Origin of the sequence: Mycoplasmopsis fermentans PG18 (genome assembly GCF_000209735.1) — a bacterium.
Classification (GTDB): Bacteria; Bacillota_I; Bacilli_A; order Mycoplasmatales; family Metamycoplasmataceae; genus Mycoplasmopsis; species Mycoplasmopsis fermentans.
On sequence record NC_021002.1, the window covers coordinates 189,963 to 211,148 of the forward strand.

Annotated in this window: 22 protein-coding genes and 1 pseudogene; 20 read left to right on the forward strand and 3 right to left on the reverse strand. The window is 26.0% G+C overall.

Annotation, left to right across the window (positions count from 1 at the left end; genetic code table 4):
- Nucleotide 1: 1 nt before the first annotated feature.
- The 9 genes and pseudogenes from MBIO_RS00975 (at nt 2) to MBIO_RS05265 (ending at nt 7,571) form a co-directional block, all read left to right on the forward strand.
- Nucleotides 2-748 carry a lysophospholipid acyltransferase family protein gene (locus tag MBIO_RS00975; protein WP_013354375.1) on the forward strand — a complete coding sequence of 249 codons (747 nt, stop codon included), beginning with the start codon at nt 2-4 and terminating at the stop codon, nt 746-748.
- A complete protein-coding gene (locus MBIO_RS00980) occupies nt 738-1,496 on the forward strand; it encodes a segregation/condensation protein A (RefSeq protein WP_013354376.1) in 759 nt (252 codons plus the stop codon). The genes MBIO_RS00975 and MBIO_RS00980 overlap by 11 nt, the downstream gene beginning before the upstream one ends.
- The gene (scpB, locus tag MBIO_RS00985; protein ID WP_013526679.1) at nt 1,486-2,070 is read left to right on the forward strand and encodes an SMC-Scp complex subunit ScpB; all 585 of its coding nucleotides are present in this window, start codon (nt 1,486-1,488) and stop codon (nt 2,068-2,070) included. The genes MBIO_RS00980 and scpB overlap by 11 nt, the downstream gene beginning before the upstream one ends.
- Nucleotides 2,071-2,123: 53 nt before the next feature.
- Nucleotides 2,124-2,966 (forward strand): RluA family pseudouridine synthase, encoded by an 843-nt coding sequence (locus MBIO_RS00990; RefSeq protein ID WP_013526680.1) that lies wholly within the window; start codon nt 2,124-2,126, stop codon nt 2,964-2,966.
- An 8-nt stretch (nt 2,967-2,974) separates the two neighbouring features.
- A complete protein-coding gene (locus MBIO_RS00995) occupies nt 2,975-3,277 on the forward strand; it encodes an Asp-tRNA(Asn)/Glu-tRNA(Gln) amidotransferase subunit GatC (RefSeq protein ID WP_013526681.1) in 303 nt (100 codons plus the stop codon).
- Entirely contained in the window at nt 3,277-4,599 is a 1,323-nt protein-coding gene (locus MBIO_RS01000) for an amidase family protein (RefSeq protein ID WP_015510759.1), read from the forward strand. The genes MBIO_RS00995 and MBIO_RS01000 overlap by 1 nt, the downstream gene beginning before the upstream one ends.
- On the forward strand, nt 4,592-6,013 hold the full coding sequence (gene gatB / locus MBIO_RS01005) for an Asp-tRNA(Asn)/Glu-tRNA(Gln) amidotransferase subunit GatB (RefSeq protein WP_013526683.1): 1,422 nt from the start codon (nt 4,592-4,594) through the stop codon (nt 6,011-6,013). Before MBIO_RS01000 ends, gatB begins: the two co-directional genes overlap by 8 nt.
- Nucleotides 6,014-6,142: 129 nt before the next feature.
- Entirely contained in the window at nt 6,143-6,730 is a 588-nt protein-coding gene (locus MBIO_RS01010) for a type IV toxin-antitoxin system AbiEi family antitoxin domain-containing protein (RefSeq protein ID WP_013354381.1), read from the forward strand.
- A gap of 22 nt (nt 6,731-6,752) precedes the next feature.
- Nucleotides 6,753-7,571 (forward strand): annotated as a pseudogene (locus MBIO_RS05265) (nucleotidyl transferase AbiEii/AbiGii toxin family protein).
- A gap of 114 nt (nt 7,572-7,685) precedes the next feature.
- Here the strand turns inward: MBIO_RS05265 and MBIO_RS01025 are convergent.
- From MBIO_RS01025 to MBIO_RS01035, 3 genes are all read right to left on the reverse strand, one after another.
- A complete protein-coding gene (locus tag MBIO_RS01025) occupies nt 7,686-8,543 on the reverse strand; it encodes a type II restriction endonuclease (protein WP_041594188.1) in 858 nt (285 codons plus the stop codon).
- Nucleotide 8,544: 1 nt separating this feature from the next.
- Complete coding sequence (locus MBIO_RS01030) at nt 8,545-9,594, reverse strand: Dam family site-specific DNA-(adenine-N6)-methyltransferase (RefSeq protein ID WP_041594275.1); 1,050 nt, start codon at nt 9,592-9,594, stop codon at nt 8,545-8,547.
- Nucleotides 9,595-9,665: 71 nt separating this feature from the next.
- Complete coding sequence (locus MBIO_RS01035; RefSeq protein ID WP_232048436.1) at nt 9,666-10,997, reverse strand: RNA-binding domain-containing protein; 1,332 nt, start codon at nt 10,995-10,997, stop codon at nt 9,666-9,668.
- Nucleotides 10,998-11,145: 148 nt separating this feature from the next.
- Between MBIO_RS01035 and pepF the strand changes: the two genes are divergently transcribed.
- From pepF to MBIO_RS01085, 11 genes are all read left to right on the forward strand, one after another.
- On the forward strand, nt 11,146-12,972 hold the full coding sequence (pepF, locus tag MBIO_RS01040) for an oligoendopeptidase F (RefSeq protein ID WP_013526687.1): 1,827 nt from the start codon (nt 11,146-11,148) through the stop codon (nt 12,970-12,972).
- A gap of 306 nt (nt 12,973-13,278) precedes the next feature.
- Nucleotides 13,279-13,950, forward strand: coding sequence for a hypothetical protein (locus MBIO_RS01045; RefSeq protein WP_041594189.1), 672 nt, complete (start codon nt 13,279-13,281; stop codon nt 13,948-13,950).
- Nucleotides 13,951-14,103: 153 nt separating this feature from the next.
- A complete protein-coding gene (tig, locus tag MBIO_RS01050; RefSeq protein WP_041594190.1) occupies nt 14,104-15,627 on the forward strand; it encodes a trigger factor in 1,524 nt (507 codons plus the stop codon).
- A 126-nt stretch (nt 15,628-15,753) separates the two neighbouring features.
- Nucleotides 15,754-16,287 (forward strand): tRNA (cytidine(34)-2'-O)-methyltransferase, encoded by a 534-nt coding sequence (locus tag MBIO_RS01055; RefSeq protein WP_013354389.1) that lies wholly within the window; start codon nt 15,754-15,756, stop codon nt 16,285-16,287.
- Nucleotides 16,272-16,985: a TrmH family RNA methyltransferase gene (locus MBIO_RS01060; protein WP_013354390.1), complete on the forward strand. Its 714-nt coding sequence runs from the start codon at nt 16,272-16,274 to the stop codon at nt 16,983-16,985. Before MBIO_RS01055 ends, MBIO_RS01060 begins: the two co-directional genes overlap by 16 nt.
- Before the next feature lie 11 nt (nt 16,986-16,996).
- Complete coding sequence (locus tag MBIO_RS01065; protein ID WP_013354391.1) at nt 16,997-17,257, forward strand: MAG0865 family DivIVA-related protein; 261 nt, start codon at nt 16,997-16,999, stop codon at nt 17,255-17,257.
- A complete protein-coding gene (gene ylqF, locus MBIO_RS01070; RefSeq protein WP_013354392.1) occupies nt 17,250-18,104 on the forward strand; it encodes a ribosome biogenesis GTPase YlqF in 855 nt (284 codons plus the stop codon). The genes MBIO_RS01065 and ylqF overlap by 8 nt, the downstream gene beginning before the upstream one ends.
- 9 nt (nt 18,105-18,113) lie before the next feature.
- The gene (locus MBIO_RS01075) at nt 18,114-18,545 is read left to right on the forward strand and encodes a hypothetical protein (RefSeq protein ID WP_013526689.1); all 432 of its coding nucleotides are present in this window, start codon (nt 18,114-18,116) and stop codon (nt 18,543-18,545) included.
- Between the two features lie 125 nt (nt 18,546-18,670).
- Nucleotides 18,671-18,904 (forward strand): hypothetical protein, encoded by a 234-nt coding sequence (locus MBIO_RS04970; protein ID WP_232048437.1) that lies wholly within the window; start codon nt 18,671-18,673, stop codon nt 18,902-18,904.
- Between the two features lie 12 nt (nt 18,905-18,916).
- A complete protein-coding gene (locus tag MBIO_RS01080) occupies nt 18,917-19,522 on the forward strand; it encodes an ATP-binding cassette domain-containing protein (protein ID WP_258408943.1) in 606 nt (201 codons plus the stop codon).
- Between the two features lie 8 nt (nt 19,523-19,530).
- On the forward strand, nt 19,531-21,177 hold the full coding sequence (locus MBIO_RS01085; RefSeq protein WP_013526692.1) for an ABC transporter permease: 1,647 nt from the start codon (nt 19,531-19,533) through the stop codon (nt 21,175-21,177).
- The last annotated feature ends 9 nt before the right edge of the window (nt 21,178-21,186 follow it).

Sequence of the window (21,186 nt, forward strand, 5' to 3'; positions counted from 1 at the left end):
TATGAATTATCATTTAAAAATGTTTCTTACATGGTGAATATGATTATGAAGGATTTATCGGATTAGTGTTTATGCGCGTAAATATCGTCATACTCCTGATTACTATACACCACAACAAAGATACGATTGATTACTTAAAAAAGTTAAAAAATATTTAAAGCTATACAACATTAAAGTTACTGTTGAAGGTTATGACAATTTACCTAAAGCGCCTTGTTTATTGATTCCAAACCACAAATCAAATGCTGATGCTTTGATCTTAATGGAAGCTTTATCTAAGAAAACCGCATCAAAAGAAGAAATGAACAAAATAGCAACATTTTTAGCTAAAAAAGAATTATCTAAAAAAGCTGTTGTTAAAAGTGCACTTAATTTAATTGACTCAATTTACATTGATAGAAATAACTTTAGAGATGCTTTTGAAAGCTTAACTAAATTTGGAACTTTTATTAAAGAAAATAGAACTTATGGTGTTATCTTTCCTGAAGGTACAAGAGTTGAAGAAGATGGCTTAGGTGAATTTAAATCAGGTGCTTTCAAAGTTGCAATCAGTCATTATTTACCAATAGTACCTGTAGTTATTAGTGACACAAGAAAAGCACTTAACAAAAACAGATGAAAGAAACAAGAATTCAAAGTTAAGTTCTTGAATCCAATTAAACCAAGTACATTTATGTCAATGGACCCAGGAGCTTTAGCAGATAGAGTAAAAAGTCTTATGGAAAGGGAGCTAGAAAATGAAAGCTAGTTTATATGCAACAGATGATCATAAATATGACATTAAGTTAGAAAACTTTGATGGACCACTTGATCTTCTATTAGCACTAGTTCAAGAAAAAAATGTTGATATCATGGATGTTGACGTTAGTGAACTTGCTACAGCTTACTTGAAAATTATTCAAAATTTACAAGAGCATGAAATTGATATTGCTGGTGATTATTTAGTTATGGCTGCTACACTTTTAGCTCTTAAAACTAAAATGCTTCTCTTTACTCCAGAAGAAAAACCAGAAATTGAAGAAGACAAACGAGAAATCTTACGCCGTCTTTATGAATACCAACAATTCAAAGAAATTTCACAAACACTTAGACAACAAGAAGCTTTACGTCATGAAATCTTTATTAAGAGTCCAAGTGATGTTGAAGAATTTATGGTTGATGATGACTCAACTGCACTTGATGGAGCTTCAAATCCACTTAAGTTAATAACAACACTTAGAAAAATGTTTGAGCGTACTTACGCAATGCAGCTTAGAAGAACTAAGCTTGAAACATTTAACTTAACACCTAAGGATCAAATACCTTTTATCTTAAACTTATTTGACCACTGTGACACAGTCACATTCGAAATGATTTTTAAACAACCATCATTAAATCACTTCGTTATCACACTTTTAGCGGTTTTAGACTTATCTAGAAGACAAATTATTATATTAAAACAAAATGAACAATTTGGCACAATTACATTTGAAAAGGGGCCTGAATATGAAAAATAAAATATTAGAAGCTTTACTATATGTTCAAGGAGATGAAGGATTAACATTAATCCAAGTTAAAGAAATCTTTGGACTTAACACAATTGCAGAAGCTAGAAAAGTTATGAATGATTTTATTAAATCATACAATGATGCTGATGGTGCATTAAAAATAGTTAACTTCAATGAAGTTTATAAATTAGCTACTCGTGAAACATATAAAGAATACATTACCAAAATGGTGCAAGTAGTTAAAAAACACCGCTTATCAAATGCTGCTATTGAAGTTGCTGGAATTACAGCTTATAAACAACCAGTTACACGTTCAATGATTAACAACATTCGTGGTGTTCAAAGTGATCAAGTTTTAAACTCACTTTTAACAAAAGGTGTTATTGAAGAAGTCGGAATTAGCCCTACACCAGGTAACCCAATTCTTTATGGAATTACAAACAAGTTTTATGATTACTTTAAAATTAAATCATTAGCTGAATTACCAAAATTAACAGAATTTAACTTTGTTGATGGTGTTGAAAATGAAGCTGAAGACTTTAACTTATTTGATAGCCAAAGACCAGAAAACTATGATAATTAATTTAATTAAGGGTGCTATTTTTAGCACCTTTATTAATATTTAAGAAAGGCAAAATGCTTGAATTTATTGCAACCAAAAATGATGATGGCCGTAAATTAATTAGCTATTTAAAACGAATATTAATTAATACGCCAACATCACATATTTACAAAATTTTGCGTAATAAAGATATTAAAATTAATGGTGTTAGAATCAATGATCCTCAATACATAATTAATGAAAAAGATATCATACAAATTTATGGAATTGAGGCTAATGATTACCAAAATAAGAAGTTTGAAAATAGTGCAAAAAAAGATTTTAAAATCATTTATGAAGATGACAATATTTTGATTGTTTCTAAGCCAATAAACTTAGCTGTTCATTCAGAAAATAATTGTCTAGATAAACAAGTTTTAAGTTACTTAAAATATAATCAAAAAGATAGTTTTAAACCAAGTCATGTTGGACGTCTAGACAAAGTGACAAGTGGATTAATGATATATGCAAAAAATTATGCTACTCTTGTCGAATTAAACTATAAAACAGGTTTTTTTGAAAAAATATATAAATTAAAAAGTGATTTTAATGAAGTTAAAAAACTTGTAGAAATTAATATTCAGCATGATGAAAAATTACACAAAATGGTTGTTACAAATAATGCTAAAGATCCTTTAGCTAAAACACTTTTTTATACAAAAAATAATGAAATTTTTGCATCTATTTTAACTGGCAAAAAACATCAAATTAGATTAAGCATGTCTCATTTAAAAACACCTATTTATGGAGACATAAAATATGACGGTAAAAAAGCTGACAGATTATATTTGCATTGTTATTCAATAACATTTAAAAATTTAGATAATAGTTTAAAATATTTAAATAATAAAGAATTTAATGACCCTATTAATTGATAAGGAGAATTATGAAGAAAGTTACAAAGGAAGAACTTAAAAAAATAGTTGCTTCATTAATGCTTGAACCAACTAATGAAGTTTTAGACCAAATTATGACTGAATGAAAAGTTTTGAACAAGAACTTAAATATGCTTAAAAAATTAAATACAACAAATGTTAAACCATTAAGTCACATCAATGAAGAAGCTTTAGTAGACTTCTTAAGAGAAGATGTTGAAGACACTTCTTATAGTATCAACAAACAAACTGCATTAAACAATGCTATGGACAAAGATCAAGATTACATTATTACAACAAAGGTGGTGAAATAATGAAACTACAAGTCTTAGGTGATTTTGATTTAGCCCAAGCTGAATTAAAGAAAAACAAAAATAATGCAGTTGCTTATGTTTATGATAAAGCTTTAAAAGAAGGCGATGGTTTATTAAACAATGCAGTCTTTACAATTAAAGAAGTTTTTGCAACTAAAGATGCAAAAACAACAGCTTCGAGCTTAATTTTAGAAAACTTCAAACCTGGCTACAATGCAACCTGTGTGCAAAAATTAATTGATGCAGGTGCTTTAAGAGTTGCAAAAGTTTATTGTGATGAATTGGCTCTTGGTGGCACTGGTACTTTTAGTGCTTTTGGTTTAATTAAAAATCCACTAGATAAAGAAAGATTAGCGGGTGGTTCATCTTCAGGATCTGTAGCTACATTTACAGATAATATTTCTTTTGCACTTGGTTCAGATACTGGTGATAGTGTTAGACTGCCAGCGAGTTATAATGGAAATGTTGGATTTAAACCAAGTTATGGAGCAATTAGTCGTTATGGTATGTTTGCTTATGCTTCAAGCTTAGATACAGTTAGCTACTTTGCACACAATGTTAATGATATTGCAGTGATTTCGCAAGTTTTATTTGGAGTAGACAACAAAGATTTTACTTCTAAAAAAGTTAAAATTGATAATGTCCAAAAACTTCAACCTAAGAAAATTGGAGTTTTGAATGTAAGCAAGAATTTAAGCAACTTTGTTTCAAACAACTTTCAAGAATTAATAGTTAAATTAAAAGCAAATAAAAATATTAAAGTTGAAGTTATTGAGCCTCAAGAAGATTTACTCAATGCAGTTAAAGCAATCTATGACATAATTTCTTATTCAGAAGCGAGCTCAAATTTAGCAAATTTAAATGGTATTGCTTTTGGTTCAAGAAAAGAAGGCGAAAGCTGAGAAGAAATTATGACTAACACAAGAAGTCAAGGTTTTGGAAAAATGGTTCAAAGAAGACTTACTTTAGGCACTTTCTTCTTACATTCAGAAAATCAAAAAGATTTATTTTTAAAAGCTCAACAAGGCCGTAGATTATTTAAAGAATATTGAGATAAATTGCACAAACAATATGACATTGTGATTTATCCAGCTTATGCTGATGTTGCTCCTTATATTAATAAGAAGAATAAAAACTACAAATATATGGAATACATTTTAACTGGATCTAACTTAGCTGGGAATCCATCAATTACAATCCCATGAATTAAAAAAGATAACTTACCAATTAATTTAGCTATTGATGCCGATATTTATCAAGACGAAAAACTTCTAAGTCATGCTCTTTGAATGGAAGAGTTTTTAGGAGGTGAACATGAATAATTTTGAAGTAATTATTGGAATTGAAATTCACCTTGAGTTAAATACAAAAACTAAAATGTTTTCGCCAGCAAGAATAGATTTTAATGCTGAACCTAATACAACAATGAACCAAATCGATTTAGGTTATCCAGGAACTTTACCTTTAGTTAATAAGGAAGCAGTTTTAAGTGGAATTAAATTAGCCAAAGCATTAAATATGAAAATAGATGACGAATTGCACTTTGATCGTAAAAATTACTTTTATCCTGACTTACCTAAAGGCTACCAAATTACTCAATTTTTAAGACCAATAGGATCAGAAGGTTATGTCACAATTAACACTGATAAAGGACCTAAAAAAATCCAAATTGAAAGAATTCACCTTGAAGAAGATACAGCTCGTCAACACCATGATGAAGAAGGGACTAAATTAGATTACAACCGTGCAGGTGTGCCTTTAATTGAAATAGTTACTCATCCTGTTTTAAGAAGTGCAGATGAAGCCGTAGCTTATGTTGATATGATTCGTAAGATAGCTTTAAGCTTAAATATTAGTGATGCTAAAATGGAACAAGGTAGTTTACGTGCTGATGTTAATGTGTCACTTAGACCATATGGTTACAAAGGTTTTGGTACAAAAGTTGAAATCAAAAACATGAACTCATTTAGAGCAATCAAGAATGCTCTTGAATTTGAAATTGATTTTCAAAGAAAACAAATTTTGACCAATAAGCCTATTTTACAGCAAACTAAGCGTTATAATGAAGCTACTTTAAGTACAGTTGTAATGCGTACAAAAACAGGTGAAGTTGATTATAAATACTTCCCAGAGCCAAATATTCCATTTATTAAATTAAGCAAAAAATTAATTGATTCAGTTAAATTAAATGAACTTCCTTGAGAAAGAGAAGCTAGATACAAAAAAGAAAATATTCAAGATATTTACATCAACAGTTTATTAAATGATCTTGATTTAGCAAAATATTTTGATTCTATTAATTATGTTGATAGAGATAAATTATCTAAATTATTTTTTGCTGAAATAGTTTCACTAGCAAATAGCAAAAGCATTCATCCAACTGAATTAAATATTAAAAATGGACACTTATTAAAAGGAATTGAATTAATGGACCAAGATATTATTTCAGGTCGTTCATTTAAAAAACTTGTTCCTTTATTAGTTAATTTTGATGGTGATTTTGACAAATTAGTTGTTGATAATAATCTTAAACAAATTAGCGATGAAGCCACAATTACAAAATGAGTTAATGAAATTATTAGCCAAAATGAAAGTGTTATTGCAGAATATCCTAATCGTGAAGAAAGAGTTCTTAAATTTGTTTTAGGTGCTTTAATGAAAGTTTCAGGCGGACAAGTAAGTCCAATTAAAGCAAATGAAATTTCAGTTAGAATTCTTAAAAACAAATTTAAATAATCAATATAACAACCTTTTGGATGTTTATTAACAATCAAAAGGTGTTTTTTTAATTGTTTTGTGTGTTTCACACATAAAAATGTTATAATGTATGTGTAAAAATCACAAAAACACAAAAAGGAGAAGAAAATGCAAGAAGAAAAAGTTATTAAAATTGGAAAAAAACACAATGGTGTAATTACAACAAAGGAGTGCGCAATGCAAAGAATTCACAATCAAACATTACACAGGTTATTGTCAAAAAAAATTATTGAAAAAATTTCCCATGGTATTTATTTATTGACCGAGTATTTAGAAGATGATCATTATTTGTTTCAATTAAGATACCCAAAGACAATTTTTTCATATGAAACAGCCTTATATTTAATTCACGAAACAGACTTTTTACCTATAAATTTTGATGTTTCTGTAACAAAAGGGTACAAATTCAATGATAAAGAAAATATAAGAGTTAATTATGTTTCTGATGAGTTAGCTGATTTAGGAAAAATAAAAGTTAAAACAATGTTTAATAATGATGTTTATGTTTATTGTTATGAAAGAGTATTGTGCGATTTAATAAAAAATAGAAAAAAAGCAAATTTAGAAACTTATGTTAATGCAATTAAAAGATATGCACAATATAAAAATAAAAATTTGGATTTATTGTATGAAATAGCTAAGAAAATGAATATTTTAGATGAAATGAAAAATATTATGATCGGAATAATTTATTAATATGACAATAGAAAAAATTAAAATGATAAGCAAGGAAATAAGCAAAAAAACTAACATACCATTTAATAAAATATTTCATAATTATTTTCTTGAATTAATTTTAAGAAAAATATCTAAAAGCAAATATTCAAATTTTTTTGTATTAAAAGGCGGATACTTAATAACAACAATTTTTAACTATAAATGAAGAACAACAGTTGATTTAGATTTTATGTCAATTTTTAAAAACAAAAATTTAGGTGAAATAAAAGACATTGTTAATAAAATTTTGAATGAAAAAGATGAAAATGACACTATTTACAAAATATATAAAACATAACCAATAAATGTTAATAATGAAAAGAAAGGAATTAGATTGTATGTAAAAGTAAAAATAAAAAACATAACAGAAATTGTTCCTTTAGACATTGTTGAAGAATCAAAAATTGATCCTACTTATATTTCAAAAGAATTTAATTCTATTTATGGTGAAAATTTTACTTTTCTAATTTATAACATTGAAAATGTAATTGCTGAAAAGGTTTTTGCTATTTATACCAACCGTTTTTGAAATTCAAGATTAAAAGACTTTTTTGATATTTATTATTTATTTGAAAATCAAAAAAAATTTATTAATAAAGAAATCTTAAAAAAGGCCATTGACAATGCTTTTAAAGTTAGAAATGCTTCATTTGATAAAACTATTTTTATAGATTTACTAAATGCACTTAAAATTTCAGAATTACAAAATTTACAATGAGAGAAACTTGTTTTATCTAAAAATTGACAAACATCAAAAAGCTTTGGTGAAATTGTAGAAGTAATAATTAAACATTTTGAGAATGATATTGAGAATGTTTAGAATTTTGTGTAAAGTATTTCACTTTCTTAATAGAAAGGAATTGATTCAACACAAAATTTTTTATAGCCCCCCCATTTTTTAAATTCTAGAATTTAGGGTTTGTTTATTATTGAATTATTTAAGATTTTTAAGGACTACATTTTTTAGATCATTGATGCTATAAAGATGTTCGATGATTTCGAAAGCTTCTTTCAAATTGTTTTTTGCATTTTTTCAACCATTTATTCCATCGGTAATTCAAATGAATTCAAAATTAGTAATTGTTTTTGTAGATAAATAAATTTTTTCATAGCTTCTTGAAACTTCATTAAGTTTAGAACCTTGAGCCGTATAAAAATTTACTTCAATTGCATAAAATTTATGATTTTTAATGATTCCAAAATCAAATCTTTTATTTGCAGTTGTTTCTTGAATATTATTTAAATTAATTCCAAACTTTTCATAGATCTCACTTGAATATATTTGTTTAAAATATGTTTTGTTTTCAACATATCCAGCTTGTTGAATATATTTTTCAACTAGTTTTTCCATTTTAAAACCTGTTCTGTTTTTTCTTGCATTGGTGTTGCTGCCTGCTTGAACACCATCATAATAACCTAAAACATAATCTTGACTTTTATTTTTAAGTCAATCTTTTAGACCTGTTTTTTCAAAAAAGTCATTGTAATCTTTAAAGTCATTTGTAAAATTCTTAAAGTCTAATTCTTTTATTTGCTGATTATCATAAATTTGCAAATAATTATTTCTTACAGCTAATAGACTTGGCAATATTTTTAAAACTTGTTTATCATTATCATATATTTTTTTAAATTTTTCAGAAATATTCTTGTCACCTACAATATTGCTGAATTTAACTAGTTCTTTTCTATAAGCTTGTAAATCTTGATTAATTTTTTCAAAATCTACATAATAGTCATAGCCAACTATTGTTGGTGTTAAATTATTAAATCACTTTTCAAAATCTCTTTTCATTTTACTCCCTATAATTTGTAATTATTACTTCTTCAACTTCTCCTCGTCCACTTCCATTTGAATTTATCATTCTTTTTGCTTTAACAACATTAATATTAAAGTCTGCATATAATTCATTAATATATTTTGTGTTGTGATTACTTAACATTACTTTGACACCTTTTTTGTCAAGTTTTTTAAAAACTTCGGATAATCGTTTTTGTTCTTCTTTTCCAAAACTTTCTGAATTATATGAAGTGAAAGTATTTTTGTTTTCAATGACATCATAAGGAGGATCAAAATAAACAAAATCTCCTTTTTGAGCTTTTTCACAAAATACTTCAAAATCTTCACAGAAAATTTGATTATTTGTAGTTTTTAAAAAGTTTTTTAAATTTTCAAAATTGTCTCTATCAAAGCAATTAACTGAGTTTTTCTTGCCAGAAGGTACATTAAATTGTCCTTTAGAATTTACTCGATATAAACCATTAAAACACGCTTTATTTAAGTATATTGTTCGGGCAGCTTTTTTGTAATTTGGCAGTTTATCGTATTTATCTAATTTGTCCAAATCTCTTATTTTATAGTAATACCCATCATTATGATTGTTTTCATGATTAATTAATTCTTTTTTTAATAATTTAAAATCTTTATCATTTTTAAAGCAATTAAAAACATTAATTAATTCTTTATTAAAATCATTTATTATGAAATTTTGCGGCTTTAGATTTAGTAATAATGCTCCGCCACCAACAAAAGGTTCCAAATAATTGTTATATGTTTTTGGCATTAAACTTTTAAGTTTATCTAATAATTGAGTTTTGCCACCAGCCCATTTTACAAATGGTGAAAGTTTTGTGTTTAATTTTCCAATATAAATATTATTCAAATTCAAAGCATTATATATTTTGCAAATTGTAAAAAACTGAACGCCCTTAATTTGACCTTTTTCAATTTTAGTTAATTGAGATCTTTCGGTGCTACTTAATTCTGCTAATTCTTGTTGTGTCATATTTTTTGCAAGTCTTTCCATTTTAATATTGTCGCCAATTGTTTTAAAAAGTGTTTCCATTTTGTGCTCCTTAAATAAATATATTTTAATTATATCAAATGTGTTGTTTTGTACACAAATTATTTCACTTTTTATTTTAAAATTTTTCAATATCCTCTTGTCTTACCAATTCTAGCTATGTAGCCCTTGTCTTTTAAAAGATCTAAAATTCTTTGAATAGTTCTCGAAGATTTTTTTATTTTTTTAGCTAGTGAACCAGCTGTTTCTTTTGGATTATTTTTTAAAGCCATATATACATAATAAGCAGAATCTGGCAATCAGTATTCTTTAAATTCTTCATCTTTACTAATTAAACTTTTGTTTTCTCTTAAAAATATAAATGCAAAACCATAATTGCCTTTTTGATAAGTAATTTTAGCATTAGTTTTTTCACATTCTTCATATACTCTCTTGAAACCATTATTACAAATTTTAGCTTCATCAACTAAATTAATCATTTTTAAAATTAATGGATTTCTAATAATTGATTCTATGTTTTTATATGCAAAATCTTCTGGAGTGTATTCAATTGGAAATTGACCAGGATTATAGATTTTAATATTACTAGGATGAATATTAATTTCGTGTTCTATTGCAGATTCATATTTTGCATGTGCAAAACTATTAATAATTATTTCCTTTAAAGAATCAATTGGTATTTCTGGAATATCAATTCTTTCTATATCTACAAATTCTGCTTTTCAATTGATTTTAGATTTAACATATTCATTAGCTTTCTCAATTAATTGAAAGATGTTACCAGAAATTCTATTGATATCTAAAAATGTTAATTTTTGATCTGTTGCAAAAACAGCCATTTTTAAAACTATAGGTTCTCTATGCGAAAAAAGATAATGAGCAGCATTTGTTAGTTTTTCATTTTTCATCAAACTTAATTTATTTAAAATGTTTTCAGCATTAAATTCTATTTCATTTAATTTTTTACTTTTTATAGCTTTTTTATAAAACTTTTGAAATGTTTCTAAATCAATATCATCAATTTCATAATCGCTTAATTCACTATCTCAGCTTTTGTTTTTATTGAATTCAAAAAGCTGTCTTAATTGATTAGGACTGAGTATTTTATCCTCATCATCATTTCTAATATAATAGATGCCTTCAACTGAATATGGAGCATCATTCCCACAAAAAGTTACCTCTATTATTTGTTTATTATCAACAATTTTTTTCTCAATAATAGGACTAATTACAGGTTCAATATTTTCATAAATTTTTCTGCAAATATCTCTTAAAGTATTTATGTTGATTTTTTGATCATATACTAATCCATCATCTCCGATGCCAAAATATAATGTGCCTTTTCCGTGTTTATTTAACATGGCACAAATTGATTTCATAGCCTCATTTATTTCATTTGTATTTTTCTTAAATTCAAGTGTTTCGCTTTCGATTCCAAAATTCATTTTTAACCTTTTTTTAACTTTTATAATTACATTATACATAAAAAATTTATTTAAGACAAATTTATGACAAAATTTATGACAAAAAAATAAAAAAATATTTGTTCTTATTGTGATAAAATTAAAATAATTAACATAAAAAGGGACAAAAATGAAACAATACAAAAACATAAAAGAAGTTGAAGAAAAATACACTTTTGATCTTGAAGATATCTTAAAAGGGCAAACAATTTATGATTTATTTAATGAGTTTATTGAGCTTTCTAAAATAGCTTTAAAAACAAAAGACACAAAATATGAAAATGTCGAAAACTACATTAAATCAGTTGAATTGGGAAAAGATATGGGAGTTTTATCTAATAGAATTCACAATTATCTTTCTAATCATAGTAATCAAAATTTAGTAGATTCTAAATGGACTGATTTAAGCACAAAATGAGAAAATATAACAAATAAAATTAGCGAAGAAATGGGTAGTGAAGCTGTTAGATTTTTTAAAAATATTGAAAAACTAAAAATATGAAAAGATGATCCTAGATTAAAAAAAGAACGACGTGGAATTATTGATGCTATTGAAGAATATGAACACAAATTAAGTGATGAAGTTGAAGAATACTTGAATCAAAGTTCAAGTGCAAATCCTGACTATGAATCTATTTTTAATATTATTTCAGATAGCGAATTAGACTATGGTTTTGCAACTGATTCAAAAGGAAAAAAATATAAATTGTCACCAGCAATTAAAGCAAAATTTATGAAAAAAGATGATTTTAAAATTAGAAAATCAACACGTGATTCATTTTTAAAAGCGCACATGAAACATAAAGATTCAATGGCTAACTTACTTTATCAACATTTCAAAGGATTAACTGTAACTGCAAAAATACGTAAATACAAAAATACTATTGATATGTTAACTCACAGTGATAAAGTAGATGATTCTATGTTGCAATTTTTATTTGACAAAGTGTCGACATTAAAACATACAATAAAAAATAGAAACAAGTATTACAAAAAGTTTTATGAAGCAAAATTTAAAGAAAAATATCATGCAAAATATGATTCATATCGTGAATTAGTCAAAGTTAAAAGTACTTACACAGTTGAACAAATGCAAAATATTGTTTCAGAAGCTCTTAAACCTTTTGGATCTGAATACCACAAAATGATTACTAAAGCAATTAATGAAAGATGAGTTGACTATATGACTGTTGATAACAAACTTTCAGGAGCTTATAGCATCGGCAATACTTATGGTTTGGATAAGAAATATATTTTAATGAATTTTGATGGTGAATTAGGTTCAGTTGAAACTTTAGCTCATGAATTAGGCCACTCAATGCATTCTTATTTTTCAGATAAAAATAATGATATAAGTAATGCTTCTTATCCAATTATTTTGGCTGAAATAGCTTCAATATTTAATGAACTTATGCTTTATAACTATTTATTAAAAACAAGTAAAAATGATTTATTTAAATTTAAAATTTTGGACAACATGATTGACGGGTTTGTTGGAACCGTATTTAGACAAATACTTTGAGCTAACTACGAATATGATTTATATAATGCTATCGAAAAAGATCAAGCTAGTCCCTCATATACTTCATTAAGTAAGATTTATCATAAGAATTCTATGAAATATGCAACCAAGAAAATTAAATACAAAAAAGAAAAAAATATTATGTCGGTTTATGTACCTCATTATTACTACGGATTTTACGTATACAAGTATGCTATAGGTCAATTGGTTGCAAATTACTTTTACACAAGAGTCAAAAATGAAGGCGAAAAATACTTGCAAGTTTACATCAATGATTTCTTAAGTGCTGGAGATAGAGATTATCCTCTTGAAACACTTAAAAAAGTTGGTGCTGACTTAAAAGATCCTCAATTTTATGAAATTGGTTTTAGTTATTTTAAAGAAATAGTTAAAGAATGAATTAAACTTGGAAAAAAGATATTTAAAGTTAAATAATTTAGTGAGCAAAACATGCTCATTTTTTATTCAAAATTATTGAAAAAATCAAATTTAACATTTTTTATATCGAAAAGTGTAAATTTTGTATTTTTACAACTCAAAATGTTGAAGCAAAAGACAAAATAACTTATTATCCAATTTACATGTCGATGTTTTTAAATGATCAAAATATAAAACTTCCTAAAAATGAAAAACATCAAGATTTAGGCGTTTTAACCCAATATTTATGATTTTTTATTTGAAATATGTTGCATATTTTCTCAATAAAGCTCATTATAAGCAATTTATCTTATAATTATTTTTATGAATTTAATATTTGCATTTAGAAATCAAAAAAGATATAAAAGAGATTTTGCTGATTTTATATTGAAAAAATATAAAAAAGCGACAAAAGCTGCTTTTTTACCTTTTCTTATTTCAACTTTAGCATTTTATTTAGCTTGATTTTTGGGATCTGCCACTGTGCCTTATTTAGGTTACATTCCTATTGGGCATACTCAAATAACCTTTTTAGCTTTTATAGTTGTTTTTGGAACTTTTCACTTAGATTATGTTGGTAATCTTTCAGCAGGATTATGTTTTGGATTTAGCTCATGAATTTTAGCTTTTATAATGGGGGCGATTAAATATCAAAACTTTGATATCGCCGTTATTCCTAGAGTTTTAATGGCAATATGTGTTTATATGCTGTATGAAATTTTTAATGTTAAGAACAATATAAAATGTTGAAAATTTATTATGATTTCAATTATTGCAGCAATTTTAAATATTGTTTTAACATTGTCATTTCAACATTTACATAATCAAATATTTGGTGATTTAAAAAATTTATTACCTATTAAAGAATGAATAATTGTTCATCCAATTAATATTATTGGCGAACCTATAATTTGTGGAATGTTAGCCTATTTCACTTTTCCCTTAATAGTATTTTTAAGAAGAAGATTCGAACAAAGATTCAGATATTATTGATAAAAAATATTAAAATATAGATCTAAAATATCGTGAAAAACGGTATTTTTTTAAATACCTAAATTTTTAAACTAGTAAAAAAATGTTTATTAAATTTAATTAATATATTAAAATTAAAATACATTATTAGTTAACAAATAAAATTTAAGGAGAATTATGGCTGAAAATAACAAGAAGTTTACTATTGATGAAAAAAAGAGTGAATTAGTTTACACTCTTGAAATTAATGGCAAAGAATGAGAAAAACTTTACGCTGATGCAAAAGCCAAGGAAGTTAAAAACATTAAAATTCCTGGATTTAGACCAGGTAAAGCACCACAACATGAAATTGAAAAAAGAGTTAATCCTCTTTCTGTAGCAAGTGAAGTAGTTGATCAATACTGAAGAAATAATCACGATCGCTTGAAAGAAGAATTATTAAAAGAAAACAAAAGAATAGCTTTCATTCCTAAAATAGATCTTAAAGATTTAGATCCTAAAAAAGGTGCAACATTAGAAATTACATTTCCTCTTTTACCTGATTTTGAAAAAATTCAAATCAAATCACCTAAAACAAAATTTGAATTAATCAAAATTGAAAAGAAAGATATTGAAGATTGAATCGCTCAACAATTAGAAAAGAATGCTTTATTATTACCACTTAAAAAAGATGAAAAAACAAAAGATGGTGACACTGTAACAATCGATTACAAAGGTTTTATTAAAGATGAACCATTTGATGGTGGTGAAGCTCAAGGTTTTGATCTTAAATTAGGATCACACACATTTATTGATACATTTGAAGATCAATTAATTGGCAAAAAAATTGGTTGAAAAGGTGAAGTTAAAGTTACTTTCCCTAAAGAATATGCAGTTGAAAAACTTAAAGGACAACCCGCTACTTTTGAAGTAGAAATTAAAGATGCAAAAAGAAGAGAAAAAGTTGAATTAACTGACAAAAACTTTGGTACAGTTCGTCTAGCAAAAATGTCAGAAGCTAAAAATGCTGCTGAAGTTAAAAAAGAAGTTCAATTACTTTTAGAAATTGGTGCTTTAGATGAATCTATTGAAAACTATTTTAATGAATTAGTTGAAGAATTTGACAGGAAAAATGATTTTATTATTCATAAAGCATTTATTAAAGAAGATGTTAAAAAATCACTTTCAGAATTAGAAAGTAATTTAAAACAACAAAAAATCAAATTACATGAATATCTTGAATTATTAGGTCAAACAAAAGAACAATTAATGGATTTATTAGCTAAAGACCACTCATCAAAAGTTAAAAAACAAACTATTTCAACTGAAATCGTTAAACAAGTTAAACCTGAATTTCATAAAGATAAATTTGCATTTAGAATTTTATCATTAGCCTATAATACAGGCTTAGACACCAAATTTATTGAAGACACATTTTTTGATGAAAAAGGTGAAATTAAATCAAGTGTTAATGCAATGGACACATTAAAAACATTCATTATTATTGAAAAAGTTTTAGAAAAATTTGACAAAAACGGTTTTGCGACATACTTAAAATCTAAAGAAGCTTTCTCAAAAGAATTAGATAAAAGAGTTAAAGCATATACTAAAAAAAGAGAAGAAGAATTAGCTAAAGGTGAAAAAGAAGCTAAAAAAGAAGAATCTAAACCGCAACCAACAAAAAAAGCTGCTGCCAAAAAAACAACAAAAAATAAAAACTAATAATTACATATAGGCACATAATAATTAATCAGGCAATTTGCTTGATTTTTTTATTAAACTTTAATTACTTATTTACTAATAACAATATTTATAATAAAATTAATTTATTAATTTAAGGAGAAAAAAATGCTTAATATTGTTTTATTTGAACCAGAAATATCACCTAACACAGGAAATATAATTAGAACCTGTTTTGCACTTGGAGCAAAACTTCATATTATTAAACCAATTGGTTTTGATTTAGATCCTAAGTATTTATCGCGTCCTGCAGCAGGCAGATTATTAAGTGATATTCAACATGAAGTGCACGCTTCGTATAAAGATTTTTATGAAAAATATAAAAACAAAAATATCTTTTATTTAACTCGTTATGGTTTAAAAACTTATACAGATGTTGATTTTAAAAAAGAATACAAAAAGAATAAAGAAGTTTGAATAATGTTTGGAAAAGAATCAACTGGAATTGACAAAGAAATTTTGCAAACTCATTTAGAAAATTGCTTAAGAATACCTATGATGAGTGAAATGAGATCAATCAATTTAGCCAATACTGTTGCAATAGTAGGTTTTGAAATTATGCGTCAATTAGATTTTAAAGAGTTAAGTCTATATGAAGTTCAAAAAGGAAAGGACTTCTTAATCAAATGGAAAAAACAGTAATTTCAAGTGTAAGTAATCCTAAAATTAAGTATTTAAAAGAGGTTCAAAAAGACAATAAAAGTGATTACTTTTTAGTATCTGGTTACCATTTAGTACAAGAAGCTTTAGCTAAAAATTTAGTTATTGAAATTTTTGAAGAAGAAAGCAAAAGCACCTATAAAACAGCTACTTTGGTAAAAAGTAATGTTTTAAAAAGTATCTCAAGTACAATGCATCCAGATGGTGTTGTAGCCTTGTGTTTAAAACCTAAAAGTCAAATAAAAAATAAAGTCATTTTGCTTGATAATGTCCAAGATCCAGGTAATGTTGGCACTATTATTAGAAATGCTGCATGCTTTGGTTTTGATACGGTTATTTCGAATGTAAATTTTTATAATGACAAAGTAGTTAGAGCAACTCAAGGTGCACTTTTCCAAGTTTCATTAATCAAAGAAAACAATAATGAAGATTTAATTAAAGTACTAAATAATGAAGGTTATTTTATTGTTGCCACTTCTCTCGATAAAGATTCAATTAAACTAGATGAATTAAAAATAAATAAAGAAAAAGTGGTTCTAATTTTAGGAAATGAAGGCAACGGAATCAATAAAAATTTATATAAATATTGTGACCAAAAAGTGTACATCCCTATTGAATTTGAAAGCCTAAATGTTGCGGTAGCAAGTGGAATAATTTTAAATAAAATATATAATAAATAATAAGAGGGTTTATGAAGAAAACAAATAACGAAAAATTTTTCAACAAAAATTTTAGTAGAGAATTAAATGGTTACTCAGTTCCTGAAGTAGATAATTTTATTGATCAATTGTGAAATTATGTTAAGCAATTAGAAACTGAAATTGAATCATTAGAAGAAGCTAGAAATGTTGATCGACAAAAATTAAATAACAAAATAACTGAATTGGAAAACAAACAATTTAATGAATTACTTGATACAAACTTAAGAAAGAAAATCAAAAAAAATGAATAATAATGAGCAAACTTTAATTAATTGATATCCTGGTCACATGGCTAAAGCCATGCGTGAAATTAAGGAAAATGCAACCTTAGCCGATATCTTTTTAATTGTTCTAGATGCTAGAATTCCAATTAGCAGTTATAATGAAGATTTTGATAATATCGCGCCTCAAAAACCAAGACTTTTTGTAATCACAAAAAGTGATTTAATGGATAAAAGTAAAAAAGAAAAGATCCAAAAAAGATTTCAAAATGAAAAACTTTTGTGACTTGATTTAAGACAACTAAAAAGTAGAAATCAAATCTTAAATCAATTAAAAGTTTTATCTCAATCTAAGATTAAAAAAGATAAAGAAAAAGGTTTTTTAACTAGCAACATAAAAGTTTTTGTATTAGGAGTGCCAAATGCTGGGAAAAGTACATTGATTAATTTAATGAGTCAAAGGAAAAGTTTAAAAGTAGCAAATTATCCTGGAGTTACCAGAGTTAAAAAATGAGTTATATCAGATAATTTTTACTTTATGGATACACCTGGAATTTTATTGCCTAAACATGAAGATCAAAGTGCAGCAATTAAATTAGCAATGATAGGGTCAATTGAAACAAATATTTTTCCTCAAAGATTTTTAGCAGAAAACTTTTTAAAAGTTATTGTTAAATATTATCCAAACAAAATTAAAGAAGAATTCAATATTGATATTGAATCAAAGGATGATTTGAGCGAAACTGAAGCTTATAACATAGTTGCTCAAATTGCTGATAATAAAAACTTTAAAGTTGATAAAAAAATAGATTTTGACCGAACATATAAATATATATTGAATTGAATCAAAAACTTAAAGAATGTTACTTTTGATTAGGAGAAAGTTATGGATCAAGAAATAAAAAACGAAAAGAAAAAATATTCTTTTGAAGAAAAAGTAGAAGCTTATAAAAAAGTGTACAAAAGCAATTTAGATCATTTGAATCTTAGAAATCAAATGAATATTAAAGCTTTTGGACTCCTATTTATTTTTATGATAATTCTATTGATCATAACTGTAATCGCTTATGCTTGACAAAATAAAGCGGCACCATCAATCACATATACAACTTTACTTTGAATTTTAATTTGTGTCTTTTCAATACTCACAATTCTTTCTCTTTATTTATTAATTTTATTTTTCATTGAATATAGTTTAATCAAAAAAATAGGTCTTAAAAAATCAGAACAAGAAATAGAAGCATCTATAAGAAAATTTGTTAAATTTGGATTTAAAAAATATCCTAAAAAACAAATGGAAATGCTTGAAAAATTCTAAAAAGCCTGTTTTATAGTGCTTTGGTAAAAATTGGCAAAAAAGAAAAATTCCACAAAACAATCATATGATTGTTTTTTTAACTATCTTTAAAGTATAATTTAAATATAAAAAACAAAGGGGGATTTATGCCAAAACTAACTGAAACTCAAGAAACAAGAATGAGCAACTCAATTAAAGAATTCGTTGAAAATCTTGAAAAACATGAAAACAGAATTTTAAATCACCCTGCAATTGAACCTAGAGAATATGATGGACTAGAAAAGCTTATAGAAATAAAAGGCCTATGTAAAGAATATAAAATTAAAGGCAAAAAATTTAGAGCCGTTGATGATATGAACTTAACATTGTACAAAAGTTAAAACATTGCATTATTAGGATCAAATGGAGCTGGTAAAACCACAACAGTTGAAATGCTTGTTGGTATTCTTAAACCAAGTGCAGGAAATATTAAATACTTTTTTGGCGACTCAATGGATAAAGGAAAAATTGATGCAACAAAAATTGGAATTCAATTTCAAGATTCCTCATATCCACAAGGGTTAACTGTTCGTGATGTAATTAAATCAATGAACAAAATCTATGGTAACAAAATGAAAGGTTTAGAGCTAGATTATTTAATTAAAATTTTTGGTGTTGATGAATATATAGATAATAAAGCAGCTTCACTAAGTGGTGGTCAACATCAAAGATTAAATGCTCTTTTAGCTTTAATTCATAAACCTGAATTAGTTATCTTAGATGAATTAAGTACTGGATTGGATATTAAAATTAAGACCAGACTTGTTGAATTTATTAACAATTTTGTTAAGGATAATAAATCAACTTTATTGATTGTTTCACATGATATTAATGAAATTAATACACTAGCAGATCGTATTGTAATTATGAACAAAGGCAAAGTTATTTTCGATAAAACCAAAGACGAAGCAGTAAAAGAATTCAAGACTCTGGCAGCTTGCTTAGAGTACTACATTTAAGGAGAATCATGGAAGATAAAGAAAAATTAAATGAAACAAACAATAATCGAAAAAACATCAAAAAACAAAAAAGAATTATGCAAAATTCTAAACAAATGAATTCTTTTTTAGGTGTTTTTAGTATTATTAATACACACTTTTGAAAAGCATTTGTTGGTCCTTTCTTTGCTTTTGGTTATCCTATAGTTTTTGTAATTATCTTAGGTGCTGTCTTTAATTATGAAATGATTTTAGGTTCTTCTATTACAATAGGACCTGTGGCTGTAGCTTGTGTTTCACTTCCTACTGCAATCTTCGAATTTAAAAAATCAACATTGCTTAAGAGAATTGGGGCTTCTAATATAAAACCGCTAGCTTTCTTAAGTTATACGGCCTTTTATTACTTCTTTGTTATGGTTCTTTCTGCTATTTGAACAGCCTTGGTTGCTTTAATGGTTTTTGGACCTCAATATTTTAATGAAGGTAAAGTATTATTTGAAACAACATTTGGTTCACAAACTATAGCTGTTAGAACAACTCCAATGAAAGACTTATTTACAAGAATTCATTGAGCTGGTTATATTTATAGTGCTATTGTTTTAACACTTGTAAGTATTGCTGTTGGTTTATTTATAGTTTCAGTAAGTAAAAGTATTTTAACTATCCAAGCAATAGGTTCATCATTATTAATTATTTCAATGTTTTTAACTGGACAAGTGTTGCCTATATCTCAAATTATTGGCCAAAAAGTAATGTGATATTTATCATACATAACTCCATTTAAATCGCCAATAACTCAAAACACAATGGCTTTTAGTGGTAGTGCATATTTAAGCTCATTATATGATGGTTATAACTTTACTGCTGGAGCTGCTGAAAAAATTTATGCTTTAAACAATTTGCAAACATTTTTGGAAACAATAGCTAAAAATACGGAAACAAATATAATAACAGCAACACAAATTCATTCTAAAGGCAGTGCACTTTTTCCTGAATCTGCTCAAATAAAAGCATATATTGATGAAATAGCAAAATCAATAAAAATGATAATGTTTAATTTGACGGATCATGCTATAAATAAGGATGATGCAATTAATTTAACTATTCGTTATAATTCATATAATATCTTTAATGCAACAGAAGTTTACAAATCGATTAATGCTTTAAAAACTTATGAAGGAACTAACTTAACATTTGATGAAGCTGTTAAAAACTCAATTTATGAAATTTTGAAAAAAGCAGTAAACGAAAATGAAAATGATAATTATATTAAGCTTTTAAATGGTATGTCAAATCAAGATTTATGTCCAAATATTCAAGATTATCCATATAAAGTAATAAATGGTAAATCTATTGAAAAAGTAAAAGACCTTGATTTAAATAAATTCATTGATGATTATCGTAAAGAAATGAATGAAAGTATGAAACAATCAATGTTAGCTGTAAAAACAAATGAAATTTACAATCTAACAATGAATAATATTAAAACCAATTATAAAAATTTTATTGATACAAATAAAGCTTATGTTCAATTATCTCAAGGTGGTATTAATAAAGATTCGATTTTAGAAATTGGCAGTGTTGTTGAAAACTATGTTAACTTTATTCTTCCATGACTTTGAATAGTTGTTTTAGTTGGCTTATCTCAAAAATCATTTACTTGAAATACAAGATAATAAATTATT